Below are 14,689 nucleotides of genomic sequence, written 5' to 3'. Positions count from 1 at the left end.
CTCCAGCTTATCTCAAGTTCGCTTCCTCATCTAAATCTGCTTGAGTAATCTCTCTATCCTTATAATAGTATTTCATGTCGTGTTCATTAATGGTCCGTAACACTCTGCAAGGATTGCCCACAGCCACAGAATTAGCTGGAATATCTTTCGTCACCACACTTCCGGCTCCTATGACGCTGTTTTCTCCAATAGTAACTCCGGGACAAATGACACTTCCGGCACCAATCCAACAGTTATCCTCAATTTTTACTGGATCTGCGTACATATACTCTCTATATGCTGGATTTATGGGATGGCCAACAGTTGCGATCGTCACAGCAGGGCCAAACATAACCTTTTTCCCGATAATGATTTTAGTATCGTCTACAAAATTACAATTAAAGTTAATGTAACAACCGTCACCCATTTCAATATTCGTTCCATAACAGAAGTAAAACGGCGGCTCGATCCATGCCTTTGTTTCTTTACCGAAGATTTCGTTTATAAGTCTGGAACGTTCTTCCAACGTATCCGGTCCTGTCGCGTTAAATGCAATCATTTTTCTTTTTGCATGGGCTCTGTCTTCTGGCAGACCCTCGCAATAATCTGTAAAGAGTTTACCGGTTGCAATTCTTTCTCTCATTGTCATAACTCAGTTCACCTTTCTTAATTAAAATTCCGTGTAAGGTTGTTTAACCACCTGAATTGGCGATATCTTATAACAGCGATTGGGATCTTGATCATCTCGTCTAAACTAATGATTGCAAATAGAAAGATAGGGGAGACGTGCCATACAAAGGCGCTCAAACAGCTTAAGGGTAAAATGACTCCCCACATCACAACCAAATCGCACCAGAATCCATACTTAGAATCGCCTCCAGCCGGGAATATCCCGCCGATAATGGCTGAATTTAACGACTTTCCAATGCAATAATAGGCGCATATATAAAGCATTCCATGAAGATAGCTTTGTGCCGTATCATTCAAATTCACTAAATGAAATACAGCCGGCTTTATAAGCAGAATGACGATTCCAGCCAGCATTCCAAATAGGAGTGCATAAACGATGATCCTATTCCCGGCCTTTATGGCCATCCTATTATTGCCACTTCCCAAATATTTACCAACCAGCACGGCTCCGCCGCTAGAAATACCACCGCACAGCACAATGGCCAGGTCTTTGACTACTGCTGCAATAGAGTTAGCAGCAACCAGATCAGCGCTTACATGCCCCATAATGGCGGTTGTCGCCGTTAATGCGCCTCCCCAAATAATGTAGTTTGCCTGGACGGGAAGGGTATACTTGATAAAATCTTTACGCAAGAAACGTTCGGCTTCATCACGCAGAGGCAGGCGGAAATGAACAGGTCCACGTTTTATGGAATAAACAACGCAGCATCCGAGCTCGATTAAACGCGAGAACACCGTTGCTGCCGCAACGCCAGCAATCGCTTTTTCGGGCATACCAGGAAATAATACGAATAGGCACAGCGCATTGAGAGCTATGTTTAAGATTAGGCAGCTTGCGCTAATCGTGGCACTTATGCGTACCCGCTCCGTACTCTTCATCACACTCAGGTACATCTGCGAAAGCCCCATTGCAAGATAAGAAAATGAAACCACACGCAGAAAATGTGAACCATAAGCGATTAATTCGGGATCATCTGTAAAAATCCGCATCAGTATGTCCGGAAAACATAGGGATAGGAGGAAAAAAACAAGGGATATCCCTAATGAAAACATCAAAGCAATAGTAAGCACACGCTGGATTGCTGCGGTATCCTTTTTCCCCCAATATTGAGCCGTTAGAATTCCTACCCCTGTTGCCAGGCCCATGTAGAACAGAGTTAATACGAAAGTGACTTGCCCTGCCAAGGATACAGCCGACATAGCCGATTGACTAACGGAACCGAGCATCAAGACGTCTACCATAATAACGGACGATGAGATCAAGTTCTGCAGGGCAATGGGAATCACCAGGCCAGCCAATTGACGATTGAAATCGCGACTCTTAGGCAAATCTAAATGCAGCTTGGTTTGCACGAGTTTCTCCTTCCCTTTGTAATATACATAAAATAAAAATAGTATATCGATTCATAGAATTCCATCAGAATTGATGATACTATTATCAAAATCGTATTTTATTGAGGGTGTGTTAGGATGCCGAATCAACTTGAAGTGTTTTCTGACCTGTCAGAACGTTTGAACTACAATTTGCCCAATTTCCAGTTGTATGTTCGCCAAGGCACCTTACGCCAGTTTGACAAGTATGCTGCCGCATGTCATTGGCATCCGGATTTAGAATTTATATTCGTTCTTCAAGGGACAATCGAATTTTTTGTAAACGGAAAGACGGTGTATTTAGAACAAGGGAACGGACTATTTATTAACAGCAAAAGATTACATTATGGGTTCTCATCCGAGATGAAGGACTGTTCTTATATTGTGGTCGCCATTCATCCTTCATTGCTTGGCAAGGAGTCCTGGGCCGGAAAGGAGTATTGGGAGGAGAAATTCGGTTCAAATTCGGATGATTATGTATGTTTAACGGATACAATCAACTGGCAGCAGGAAATTCTGTTCTCACTGACTCAGATCTATAACGAGATGCACAGTCCGGCACCTAATCCCATCCGCTTATTATCGCAGGCTATGTCTCTATGTGCCTCTATGGGAGATCATCTATCTTCAGGTTCAGGACGTATAACAGACGATCCGTTTTGGGCGGTGGCTTGGAAAATGACCGATTTTATTCATCAGCATTATGAAAATAAAATCACGCTGGAGGAGATCGCGGCCGCTGGTTCTGTCTGCAGAAGCAAATGCTGCGACCTGTTTGGCAGTTACTTGGGTCAAACGCCGAATTCCTATCTGACGCGGTATCGAATCCAAAAAAGCTGCGAGATGCTGCAAGATACGGATAGAACGATCAATGAGATAGCTATGTCTTGTGGATTTCAAAGTTCAAGCTATTTTTCCTATGTGTTCCATAAAGAGTTAGGGTTGACTCCGCGGAGTTACCGCAAGCAATTTTTCAAGCAGAACCAATCTGTCCGTTAGTTTAACGCTAGCCCTATCCGGCCGGATAGGGCTCTTTCTGATTTGTTCTATTCAATAAATAATCCGTACTCGTATGATGAAAATCAGCTAATTTAATCAAAATTGCCGTTGGAATATCTACATCGCCTCGTTCGTAATTGCTGTATATCCTCTGGCTGCATTTTAAATATTCGGCCATTTGGGTTTGAGTTAAGTCTTTATCCTCGCGTAAATTACGGATTCGTTGATACATTTTATCCACCTCCAAAAACAAGAATATCCTAGCGAATTATTCGCTATTGATTTTTAGCGATAAATTCGCTAGGATTGGCATGTAAGTCCAATCTTAGAGAGGAGCTAAGGACGTGAGCATATTGGAGGATTTATATTACGGTAAATGTTATCCGAGTGAACAAATCCGAATAGACGACCCTGAATACATACAGGTTACTAAACAAATATCAGTTGTTATGGAAATCCTTAAATTGAAGCTGACTAATGAAGAATATAGAGTGATCGAAGAGCTATCAGACCTACAAGATAGTCTAAGTTCCATTACGTCCGCTTCCGCTTACAGCCATGGATTTAAAATGGGGGCTGCCTTGTTAATTGAAGTATTGAGCGAGAAAGGGAAAACCTATACATAAAGAAATTCAAGTTCATGAATTTGAGTATTATAAATAGGCTACTGAGCTCCTGTATCCAACCAGGTTTCTCAATAGCCTATGGATGAATTACTTCGTTTCAAATATCAAAATAGCCAATTAGCAACTTATAAATTGACTCCCTTTAAGACGTTTTGTTCCGGGAATCGGCAGTGCTCCCTTAGATAAGGTCCAGGCCAGCGCCAGCTGGGAAGGCGTGATGTTTTTGGCTGCAGCAAGCTTTTTAATTTCGTCCACGACGTCGAGGTTTTTCTGAAAGTTATCTCCTTGAAAACGCGGGGAAATCCGCCGAACATCATCCGGTGCAAAATCTTCAAACTTGCGCAGTTCTCCGGAAATAAAGCCGCGTTTGATCTTATCAGATACAGAAGCTGGAGGAAGAGTTGAAGGATTTGCGGAAGGTTGTATTAGATGAAGGGGATTATCCGACTGTGGGGTAGATATATGAGCGGATAGGTGAGTTTAGGGAGTTGTGGAGCGTTGCGGTGACGAGTGAAGAGAAGAATCGGGCGTTGAAGAAGCTGGTGGAGCGAATTGTGTATAATCGGGAAGGGGATCGGGTGGAGTTGACGGTTTGTTATAGGTAATCATAAATGAATTATAGCTAACAACGCAGCCTCTGGAAAATTTCTGGAGGTTTTTTATATGGAGAATTTTAGTTCTTTTGGAAGGGGGATTGAGAACTACGTCGAATCTTTTAAGAAAGAACTTTACTAGATATATCCTTTGCGGTATTTCTTTGAATTCTACAAGCGACCATGGAATATCTCTTCATTTTCATTAAACAAGGATTTTGCACAAGAGGAACTTAGGTAATGTGGTTTGGTCAAAGATCTGATATTGATATATTTTTTTGAAAAAATTAAACTCTTATAACTGAAATATACCAAAACGTTAAGCAAATGAGGAAGCCCTATGAAACTAATGAAAGAAATACCGGATATTTTTTGGGACCTATTTCGATCGAAAAATCGAGATGTCTATATATGGGCCGTTCTCAATAGTGAAATGTTGAAATATGCCATTATTGCTGCGCAACAAAATATTCACAAAATCATAACAGTAGAAAATAAAGCCAATTACATGTCGATGGAATATGAGTCGGGCACTTTAATCATATTTTCCCACGGATATTTTTCTCCAAAAGAGAGGGATTTCTTGAGAAAATTAGAGCAAATCTTGAGTGAACAAGAAGTTGTTTATTTTCATACAGGTGATTTGGATTATGGTGGGATTAAAATTTTTCAATACATTCGTACTCATATCTTCCCACAATTACGCCCTTATTTAATGAACGTGGCTCAATATGAAGCATATCTACTCATGGGTGAGAAGATAGAAATTTCTGTATGGGAGAAATTAAAGATGGTGAAAGAACCGTTGTTGCAGCCACTGATTGAAAAAATTGTAGAAGACAAAATTGTTATAGAACAAGAGAGCTTTTTGTATCGATAATACGTTTCGTGGTAACTGAGTTCAGAACTTAAAAATTGCATTACGTCCTACTGTTTTGTATTGGCTATAGTTTTGAATTGTATTATTTTTTGAGTTGCTAAGACTAGGAGGATACGTTATGTATTTAAAAAGTTTAAAAATAACAAATTTCAGAAAATTTGGTGATGATAACAACAAGATTGAATTTGTTGATGCAAAAAGTTATCGAGAACAAAAAGATCTAAAAGAGATAAATATTGCACATACAACAACTTTAATAGTAGGTAAGAATAATGGTGGAAAAAGCACTGTTGTAAAAGCCCTTGATAATCTTATAAATTATAAAGACTCATTCAAGGCAAATGATTTTAATTTGTTCTATCTAAAAAAAATACTAGAACAATATGAATTCCAACTTGCGAAGCTAAAAGATGATTCAAATATGAAATTAGAAACCCCCTTCCTACAATTTAATATTGGCATTGGAATTGAAGACAATAGTACTGATTTAATAACTAATCTTGTGCCATTTATGAGACTAATTGATGTTGATAATTCAGAATTAGAAATCGTTATAAAAGTGGAAATAGATAATGATGAAGTATTTATCAGGGATGTAAAAAAACTGTTACAGGAGAAACAGACCGGAACTAAAAGTGTTCTCTTCAGAAAGTTTTTGGACTTGGTAGATGAGTCGAAATTTAACATCAATTATTACAATATAGATAATGATTACATAGATAATTTTAAGATAAAAAATCTAATGGAATTACGGCCTATTAAGGCTAATAATATTGAAGGTGACAATTGCTTGTCTAAAGCTTTTAGTAAAATAATTGAATATCGTTACAAGTCATTCTTAACTGAAGAAGGGAATGAACTCAACAAAAAAATCGATGATATAAATGAAGAACTTACTGAGTTGATCAGTGAAAGACATACAAATAATATCAATGAGTCATTAGAAGAAGTTGAATCTAAAGATAGACTTAAAGTACTGTTGAGTGCAGATTTATCCTTTCAAAAATTGATGCATAATTTAATCAAATACGAATATGTTGAACGTGATTTAAATATACCGGAAAATCAATTCGGTTTAGGTTATACCAATTTGATGTTGATAATAGCCGACCTAATTGATTATATGGAAAAATATCCAGAGAACTCTTTTAACAGCAAGATTAATTTAATTGCAATTGAAGAACCTGAAACATTTATGCATCCCCAAATGCAAGAGTTATTTATAAAAAATATAAATGAGACAATTGCCTCTCTATTGAAAAATAAAAATAAAAATGTAAATAGCCAGTTAATAATAACAACTCATTCATCACATATATTGAATAGTAAAATACACAGTGGCAATACTTTTAATAATATAAATTACATCACTATTGAAAATAATCATACTAGTGTGGTGAATCTGTATGATGATGTAATTGTCCCTAAGAATGATACTAATGATCCTAATAAAGAGAATGACCTTAAATTTCTAAAAAAACATATTAAATATAAAGTTTCTGAATTGTTTTTTTCGGATGCTATTATATTTGTTGAAGGAGTAACGGAAGAGACACTTCTTAAATATTATATAGATAAAAATGAAAAGTTAAATAAATACTACATATCTATTTTTAATATTGATGGAGCTCATGGACTTGTTTACCACGAACTCATCAAGCTACTTAAAGTGCCAGCATTAATAATTACGGATCTCGATATAAAAAGAAGCGACGAAGAAAAAGAAAACTTCAAACAAATTTCTGATTTAAGTTGTAGATTAACAACTAATAAAACAATTATGAAGTTTAATGACAACTCAAATAAATTAAAGGATTTAAAGCATGAGAAGTTAGAAATTGGGAATATGTATATTACATACCAGGGGGAAATAAATGGGTATTTTGCTACAAGTTTTGAAGAGGCATTTATTTTAAGTAACTTTGAAAACAACTTATTAGTTAGCGTATTAAAAAAAATTAAACCAAAAATCTGTCAAAACATTATGGGTAAAGAAAATAACATAAATAATATCAAAGAAAATTCATATAAACTTCAAAATAAATTATCAGATAACAAAAGTGATTTTGCAAATGAGTTACTTTACAAATTTATTACTGAAATTGAAGAAACAAAGATTCCAAGCCTGCCCGAATATATTGCAAATGGGCTTTCATGGTTAACTATAAAATTAGAAGGGGAGAAATAAATGAGTTTATCAAAAATATCTCCATCTAACAGAGAAAGAGAATTTGCTTCACTAAATGAAATCTTTCAATCTATTAATAAAAAAGAAAGTGTCATTTTTAATTCTGGAGCTGGTGCTGGAAAAACTTATGCTCTGATTGAATGTTTAAAATACGTAATTAGAAATTATGAGAAGAACTTAAAGAAACATAATCAGCGCATCATTTGTATTACATATACGAATGTGGCGACTAAGGAAGTAAAAGAAAGGCTAGGGAATACGGATCTGGTATTAGTATCTACAATTCATGAAAGAATTTGGGCACTTATTAAAGACTACCGAAAAGAATTAGTTGAGATTCATAAAGAGAAGTTGGATGAAGAAATCTCAAAATTAGAACAGAAATTGAAATTCGATGGGGAATATGAAAAGTATTATGAATTAAATGGAGAACAAAAAGAACATTTTCAAAAGATTATGGTTGAGAAAAAGGAATTATATTATCAAAAAATTAATGCTAAAGCAGCAGATTTCAAGGCAACTTTTCAACCGATTTTAAATGGATTTTCTGATATACTGAGAAATGTTGGTAATTTTAAAAAAATAGTAAATTTATTATATAAAAAGGATAATTATAGAAAGTGTCGTGAATGCATTGAAATGAAGAAACAAGGATACAAAACAGTTGAATACAATTCTATATTTAATAACGACCAACTTCACAAAATGCGGATAAGCCATGATTCCTTGTTAGATTATGGTTTAAAAATAATTGGGAAATATGATTTGCTAAAACAGATTATCATTGATAAATATCCCTATATATTTATTGATGAGTACCAGGATACTAATGAAAAAATTGTATTGATAATGAGCATTTTGGAGAAATACTCCAAAAAAATAGGACATAATATTTTTATTGGATATTTTGGTGATGGAGCGCAAAATATTTATGATGACGGAGTAGGTAATAGAATAACAGAAACTCACTCAAGTTTAAAACCGATAAATAAAGAATTCAATAGAAGATCTACAAAAGAAGTCATTGATGTCATAAATAAAATCCGCAAAGATAATATTGAACAAATATCGATCTATGATGATTGCGAAGGCGGAAGTGTAGAGTTTTATAAGGGCACTCCCAACAATGTTAAAAGTTTTATAGATAAGTATGTTCACGAATGGAAGGTGACTTTGGATAATCCACTACATTGTCTTGTTTTAACCAATAAAATTGTTGCAGAGTATAGTGGCTTTTTAAACATATACGAAACTTTTGGAGATGCAGAGAAATATATAGGTATGAACTATAATCAGCTTAATACTGAACTATTAAGTCATGACTTATCTAAACTAGGAGAGGTTTCTAAGTTACTTTTTAATATTGTAAAATTACGCAATAATGTTATGGATATTGAAACTTCAGTTAATGAGATTTCATCTAAAGATAGCTTGTTTGAGGAGATGAATTTTAAAGATTTAAGGAGATTAATCAGTTATTTAAAGGAAAGTAAAGGAAACACACTAGGCGAATATATTAACTCCATATCAAATGTTTATTCCAAAAATGATGATGAAAAATACAAAGATGTAATTAATTGGATGTTTGGTTTCGAAAATATCACATCTGAAATTTTTAAAGATTATCTTTTAGAGAAGTTATTTCCTAATATATCTGATGATAATATTGAGCATGCAAACATAACTATACAGAAGCTATTAGATATTGATATTAATGAATATGATTTGTGGTATAAATTTATCATTGATAAACAAGAGAAAAATGTTATTTACCATACTTATCATGGTACAAAAGGGCGAGAGTTTGATAATGTTATTATTATTATAGAAAATTCATTTGGTAAAAATAGAAACTACTTTAATTTCTTTTTTGAAAATCTCAGAGATTTCGATAAGTTAGATGGTAAAGATAAACAAAATTTTGAAAAAGTTAAAAATTTATTATACGTTTCTTGCTCTAGAGCAATTAAGAATTTACGAATTATATATATTGACGACGTAACCAATTTTGAAAGTGGAATTATGGAAATATTTGGTGAAATATATCCCTTCGTATGAAACGGTTTCCCCTGAGTATTATATTACTTTTTTATTAGTCGATTTCTATAAGTAAAGATTCCAAATCAGGTGCATAAGCATAATTATGGTATGGATGACAAGTTGGTTCTTGTATAAGACTTTTTGAGATTAAAGATTTATTTGTCATTTCTATACCTTTAAATACAGTTTTGTTTTGCCGTTCATTTACTTGATAAACAATTTTTTTAATTAGACCAGTTTTATCAAATTCAATTTGAATTACTTTATGTATTTGTCCGAAAATCTTTATTTTTGGTTGTTTCATTATTACCACTCCTTAAAAAGTTAGTTATACATGTCTGTAACCATTTTTTTATAATTTATTCATTCTTATGATTTAAAATTACAATCAAGCTGTTTTTTATTACAGCAGAAACAACCAGATATGCAATTCGTTCATCCTGATGCAATTTGTATACGAGATCCAAGGATTTTTGGGTAAACTAATCCTAAGCCCTATTCTAGCCCAAATTTAAACCGAAACGAGGTGATGCCCCATGACAACTCACAAAGTGCCCAATAGATTAGCCAAGGAAAAGTCGCCGTATTTGCTTCAGCATGCATACAATCCGGTTGACTGGTTCCCTTGGTCGGAAGAAGCTTTTAACAAAGCGAAACAGGAAAAGAAACCTGTCTTTTTATCTATTGGGTATTCGTAGTAAGGTAACAGTATACCGACCTGCCATTGGTGCCACGTGATGGAGCGTGAAAGCTTCGAACATGAAGAAGTGGCTGCTTTACTCAACAAGCATTACATAGCGATCAAAGTGGACCGCGAAGAGCGGCCGGATATCGACAATTTGTATATGGCGGTGTGCCAGGCGATGACCGGGCAAGGGGGGTGGCCGCTGACGGTGCTGCTGACGCCGGAGAAGAAACCTTTTTATGCGGGTACGTATTTTCCGCGGCGGAGCATGCTGGGCCGGATCGGGCTGATGGATCTGCTGGAGCAGATTCAGGCCAGATGGACAAGCAATCCGGATGAGCTGACGGCGTTCAGCGACGAATTGCTGAAAGAGCTGAATAAACGCGCCAAAAGCTCTCAGAAAGGCAATCTGGACGAAGATCTGCTGCATCAGACGGTTAAGCAGTTTGGTTCGCTGTTCGATCCGGATTTCGGCGGGTTCGGCGATGCGCCGAAGTTCCCGTCCCCTCATAACCTGTCGTTCCTGCTGGCATACAGCAAACGTTACCGCGCCATCGAAGCGGAAGCGATGGTCCGTACCACGCTGGATTCGATGTACCGCGGCGGCTTGTACGACCATATCGGCTTTGGGTTTGCCCGTTATTCGACGGATGATCAGTGGCTCGTACCCCATTTTGAAAAAATGCTCTACGACAACGCCCTTTTGGCGCTTGCGTATTTGGACGGTTACCAGGCCACCGGCGAACAGCGGTTTGCCGAGGTGGCGGAGCGGATTTTTACTTATATACTGCGGGACATGACGTCGCCGGAAGGGGCTTTCTACAGCGCAGAGGACGCGGATTCGGAAGGGGAGGAAGGGAAATTTTATCTCTTTACCCGGGACGAAGTGGCGGAGGCGCTCGGCCAGGAACTGGACGATATGCATACGTTCTGCCACGTCTACGACATTACCCCGGAAGGGAACTTTGAAGGCTCCAACATCCCAAACCTGATCAAAGGGACTCCTGAGGAGATCGCTCAGGTTCGAGGGTTAAATCCGCTTGGCCTGAAGACCAGGCTGGAAGAAAGCCGGGAGAAGCTGTTCCGGTACCGCGAACAAAGAGTGCATCCGCATAAAGACGACAAGGTGCTTACGGCCTGGAACGGCCTGATGATCGCCGCGCTCGCCCGCGGCGCCAAGGTGCTGAAACGCAGCACGCTGGCGCAGGAAGCGGCCAAAGCGGAAGCGTTTGTCTGGTCCAGGCTGCGCCGAGAGGACGGCCGTCTGCTGGCCCGCTACCGGGACGGAGAGTCGGCGTTTGAAGCGTACATTGACGATTACGCGTTCCTGCTGTGGGGACAGCTTGAGCTGTACGAAGCGACCAGCAAAGCCGTTTACCTGGAACGGGCGATGGAACTAAACAAGAAAATGTTCGACCTCTTCTGGGACGAGGAACATGGCGGGTTCACGTTCAGCGGCCATGACGGCGAACGGCTGCTGCTGAGCAGCAAGGAAATTTACGACGGCGCGCTGCCGTCCGGCAATTCGGTCGCCGCGCTGCAGCTGCAGAAGCTGGCAGCCATTACGCAGGACGCAGAGCTGCAGGACAAGTCCCGGCAGCTGCTGGAAGCCTTCGCCGGCACGGTTAGACGTTATCCGGCCGGACATGCGATGTACATGCAGGCCGTCCTGAACGCTTTGGCAGGCGGAATGGAAATCGTGCTCAGCGGGGCGGCGGATGATCCGCTGTTGCATGAAATGATCGCGGAGGTCCACAGCCTTTATTTGCCGGGAACGGCTGTGCTGGTGAACTACGCGGGAGCAGAAGGAGAGCAGCTGCGCCGCCTGCTGCCTCATTTGGCCGACATGCAGCCGGTGAACGGCCAGGCTGCGGCCTATGTATGCCGTCATTTTGCCTGCGAAGCCCCGGTGACTAGTGTGGAGGCGCTGCGGGAGCAGCTGTCTAAACGGGGGTAAAGCAAGGGGTCAAAGGGCCGGCAGAAGCCAGCGGCTAACGGCAAAAGGCAAACAGCAACCAACTCCCAACACCCAACAGAAGGAAACCCTGCTTCCGATCACTGCTGCCAAACCCAGCTTAGATAGAAGATAAAAAAGCCTGCACCGCAAAGGAAACTCAGCGGTGCAGGCTTTATTTTTTTTCAACAGTCTGCCCTATTAAAGCGCAGCTTTTTCCTCCAGCGATCCGTCTACGACAAGCTCCAGCTCGCCGGTTTTGGAGTCGATGACCATGCCGTGAACCGGTACGGTGGCCGGAAGCAGCGGGTGGTTTTTGATGATGCCGACCGTTTCGATGACGCCTTCGCGTTCGGAATCAAAACCGCGCAGCCAGTTCTCCAGCTTGATGCCGGAATGCTCCAGCGTATTCAGCACATCATCGGAAATCCCGCGTTCCTTCATGGAGTTAATCATCCGGTCCGCATTCAGAGAGGCCATGCCGCAGCCGAGGTGGCCGACCACGATCACTTCTTCGGCGCCAAGCTCGTAAATCGCAACCAGGACGCTTCGCATCACCGACCCGAAAGGGTGGGAAACGATGGCGCCGGCGTTTTTAATGATTTTGGCATCGCCGTTGCGCAGATTCATCGCCCTTGGCAGCAGTTCGATCAGGCGCGTGTCCATGCAGGTCACGATGGCCAGTTTCTTTTGCGGGAACTTATCGGTCACATAAGCTTCGTATTCTTTGTTAGCCACAAATTCTTTGTTGAAGTCTAAAATGGATTGGATCTTACTCAAGATGAATTCCTCCGTTCTATTCTGCGATTGATGTGTAAAACAGGGTCTGCCGAACGACGACTATGCCATAAAAGTTAAAGCTCGGAATAAATCGGGTACTAAAGGAAGAGTGCCTGATAAAAAATCATTATAAATGTGACATAGGTCACGTTCATTAGTTGATTATAGTGTTTTTAAAAAGTATCATCAATAGAGTAAGTTAATTTACCAGTGGAGGGACGCTTGATTATGGAACAGGATTGGAAGCAGAAGCTTGAGCAATTCCGGGCGTTAAACAAAAAAATCAGAAGTTACGTGGAAGCCTGCGGACTTATGGGCTGGGACCTGCGGACAGGAGCTCCCCGCAAAGGAGCGGCGGCCCGTGCCGAAGCGCTGGGCATGTTGTCTACGGAAGCTTTCAAACTCGGCACCTCCGAGGAAATGGCAGGCCTGCTTGCCGCTCTGAACCAGCCGGAAGTTCTGAAGCAGCTTAGCGACATCGACCGCAGAACCGTGCTGGACGTCCAGGAGGACTACGACCGCAGCATCAAAATTCCGGCGGACAAGTTCCAAAGCTATACCGTGCTGACCGCCCATTCGGAAACGCTTTGGGAGGATGCCAAAAAGAACTCCGACTTTGCGGGCTTTGAGCCGAATCTAACCGAAATTGTCGCCAAAACCCAGGAATTCATCGATTACTGGGGTCCCCGCGCTACCCGTTATGATACCCTTTTACATATGTACGAACCGGATTTGACCTCCGAGAAGCTGGATGAAGTGTTCGGCCGTCTGAAAGCGCGCCTTGTGCCGTTGGTTGAAGCGATTGAGGCCTCTCCGAACAAACCGGACACGGAATTCCTGAACCAATTGTTTGATAAAGGACAACAGGAGAAGTTCGGCTTGTTCCTGCTGAAGGAAATCGGCTACGATTTCGAAGCCGGACGCCTGGATGAAAGTGTACATCCGTTTATGATCGGACTAAACACCGGAGATATCCGCGTAACGACCAACTTTATTCAGGACGACGTAACCAGCTCGATTTTCAGTTGCCTGCATGAAGGCGGTCACGCCCTTTACGAGCAAAACCTGAATCCGGAGCTGGAAGGCACGCCGCTTGCGACCGGAACCTCGATGGGCATCCATGAATCCCAATCCCGTTTCTGGGAAAATATGATCGGCCGAAGCCGCGGCTTCTGGGAACATTATTTCAAGGATTTGCAGCAGCATTTCCCGCAGCAGTTCGATAACGTAACGCCGGAGCAGTTCTACCGCGCCATCAATAAGGTGGAGAATTCCCTGATCCGGATCGAAGCGGATGAACTGACCTACAATCTGCATATCATCATCCGTTACGAAATTGAAAAAATGCTCTTCAACGACAATCTGTCCGTCAAAGAGCTGCCGCGCGTCTGGAACGAAAAATATGAGCAGTACCTGGGCATCGTTCCTCCAAACGACGGCGTAGGCGTATTGCAGGACGTGCACTGGTCCGGCGGAAGCTTCGGCTACTTCCCGTCCTATTCGCTTGGCAACATGTACGCAGCCCAGTTCGCGAATACGATCCGCAAGGAAATCCCGAATTTCGACGAGTTGATCGCCAAAGGGGAATTTGCGCCAATCCGCGAATGGCTGATCGAAAAAATCTACCGCTACGGCAAAAGCCGCAAGCCGGCCGAGCTGATCAAAGACATCACGGGCGAAGATTTGAACCCGGATTACCTGGCGGATTATCTGGAGAACAAATACAAAGCGATCTACGGCCTTTAAGTTAGAACGCTTCATTAAACTATAAACTATTCGTTTGTGGAATGGATTCGATCCGCGGGGACCGAATCCGGAGAAGACCTGAACCCGGCTTTTTGCCTGGGTTCAGGTCTTTTTTTTATGGATCGGGAATCAGGATCGCAACTGCCATCCTTTCGGAT

General features: G+C 40.8%; 11 protein-coding genes and 2 pseudogenes. 7 read left to right on the top strand and 6 right to left on the bottom strand.

Features of this window, described 5'->3' with window-relative positions:
• Positions 1-7 precede the first annotated feature (7 nt).
• Together AC3ZPD_RS04030 and AC3ZPD_RS04025 are read right to left on the bottom strand one after the other, a co-directional pair.
• Positions 8-628: a sugar O-acetyltransferase gene (locus AC3ZPD_RS04030; RefSeq protein WP_490982984.1), complete on the bottom strand. Its 621-nt coding sequence runs from the start codon at positions 626-628 to the stop codon at positions 8-10.
• A 17-nt stretch (positions 629-645) separates the two neighbouring features.
• Positions 646-2,022, bottom strand: coding sequence for an MATE family efflux transporter (locus AC3ZPD_RS04025; protein ID WP_490982983.1), 1,377 nt, complete (start codon positions 2,020-2,022; stop codon positions 646-648).
• Positions 2,023-2,139: 117 nt separating this feature from the next.
• On the opposite strand from AC3ZPD_RS04025, the gene AC3ZPD_RS04020 reads away from it, so the two are divergent.
• Positions 2,140-3,039, top strand: a complete 900-nt coding sequence (locus tag AC3ZPD_RS04020) for an AraC family transcriptional regulator (protein ID WP_490982982.1) — start codon at positions 2,140-2,142, stop codon at positions 3,037-3,039.
• A 13-nt stretch (positions 3,040-3,052) separates the two neighbouring features.
• On the opposite strand, the gene AC3ZPD_RS04015 is transcribed toward AC3ZPD_RS04020, so the two are convergent.
• Positions 3,053-3,271 (bottom strand): helix-turn-helix domain-containing protein, encoded by a 219-nt coding sequence (locus AC3ZPD_RS04015; RefSeq protein ID WP_490982981.1) that lies wholly within the window; start codon positions 3,269-3,271, stop codon positions 3,053-3,055.
• A gap of 112 nt (positions 3,272-3,383) precedes the next feature.
• On the opposite strand from AC3ZPD_RS04015, the gene AC3ZPD_RS04010 reads away from it, so the two are divergent.
• Positions 3,384-3,665, top strand: a complete 282-nt coding sequence (locus AC3ZPD_RS04010; RefSeq protein ID WP_490982980.1) for a DUF6809 family protein — start codon at positions 3,384-3,386, stop codon at positions 3,663-3,665.
• Between the two features lie 144 nt (positions 3,666-3,809).
• Here the strand turns inward: AC3ZPD_RS04010 and AC3ZPD_RS04005 are convergent.
• A pseudogene (locus AC3ZPD_RS04005) lies at positions 3,810-4,031 on the bottom strand (aldo/keto reductase); the annotation flags it as partial.
• 567 nt (positions 4,032-4,598) lie between these two features.
• Between AC3ZPD_RS04005 and AC3ZPD_RS04000 the strand changes: the two are divergent.
• From AC3ZPD_RS04000 to AC3ZPD_RS03990, 3 genes are all read left to right on the top strand, one after another.
• Entirely contained in the window at positions 4,599-5,138 is a 540-nt protein-coding gene (locus AC3ZPD_RS04000) for a Wadjet anti-phage system protein JetD domain-containing protein (RefSeq protein WP_490982979.1), read from the top strand.
• A gap of 118 nt (positions 5,139-5,256) precedes the next feature.
• A complete protein-coding gene (locus AC3ZPD_RS03995) occupies positions 5,257-7,326 on the top strand; it encodes an AAA family ATPase (RefSeq protein ID WP_490982978.1) in 2,070 nt (689 codons plus the stop codon).
• Entirely contained in the window at positions 7,327-9,384 is a 2,058-nt protein-coding gene (locus tag AC3ZPD_RS03990; protein ID WP_490982977.1) for a UvrD-helicase domain-containing protein, read from the top strand.
• Between the two features lie 34 nt (positions 9,385-9,418).
• Here the strand turns inward: AC3ZPD_RS03990 and AC3ZPD_RS03985 are convergent, their stop codons facing one another.
• A complete protein-coding gene (locus tag AC3ZPD_RS03985; RefSeq protein WP_490982976.1) occupies positions 9,419-9,670 on the bottom strand; it encodes a hypothetical protein in 252 nt (83 codons plus the stop codon).
• A gap of 232 nt (positions 9,671-9,902) precedes the next feature.
• On the opposite strand from AC3ZPD_RS03985, the pseudogene AC3ZPD_RS03980 reads away from it, so the two are divergent.
• Positions 9,903-12,008 (top strand): annotated as a pseudogene (locus tag AC3ZPD_RS03980) (thioredoxin domain-containing protein).
• A 198-nt stretch (positions 12,009-12,206) separates the two neighbouring features.
• Here AC3ZPD_RS03980 and AC3ZPD_RS03975 read toward each other — a convergent pair.
• Positions 12,207-12,785 (bottom strand): beta-class carbonic anhydrase, encoded by a 579-nt coding sequence (locus AC3ZPD_RS03975; protein WP_490982975.1) that lies wholly within the window; start codon positions 12,783-12,785, stop codon positions 12,207-12,209.
• Positions 12,786-13,013: 228 nt separating this feature from the next.
• On the opposite strand from AC3ZPD_RS03975, the gene AC3ZPD_RS03970 reads away from it, so the two are divergent.
• A complete protein-coding gene (locus AC3ZPD_RS03970) occupies positions 13,014-14,531 on the top strand; it encodes a carboxypeptidase M32 (RefSeq protein WP_490982974.1) in 1,518 nt (505 codons plus the stop codon).
• Positions 14,532-14,689 lie beyond the last annotated feature (158 nt).

Source organism: Paenibacillus mobilis (genome assembly GCF_058267595.1).
This window is presented reverse-complemented; position numbering and strand designations above follow the sequence as displayed.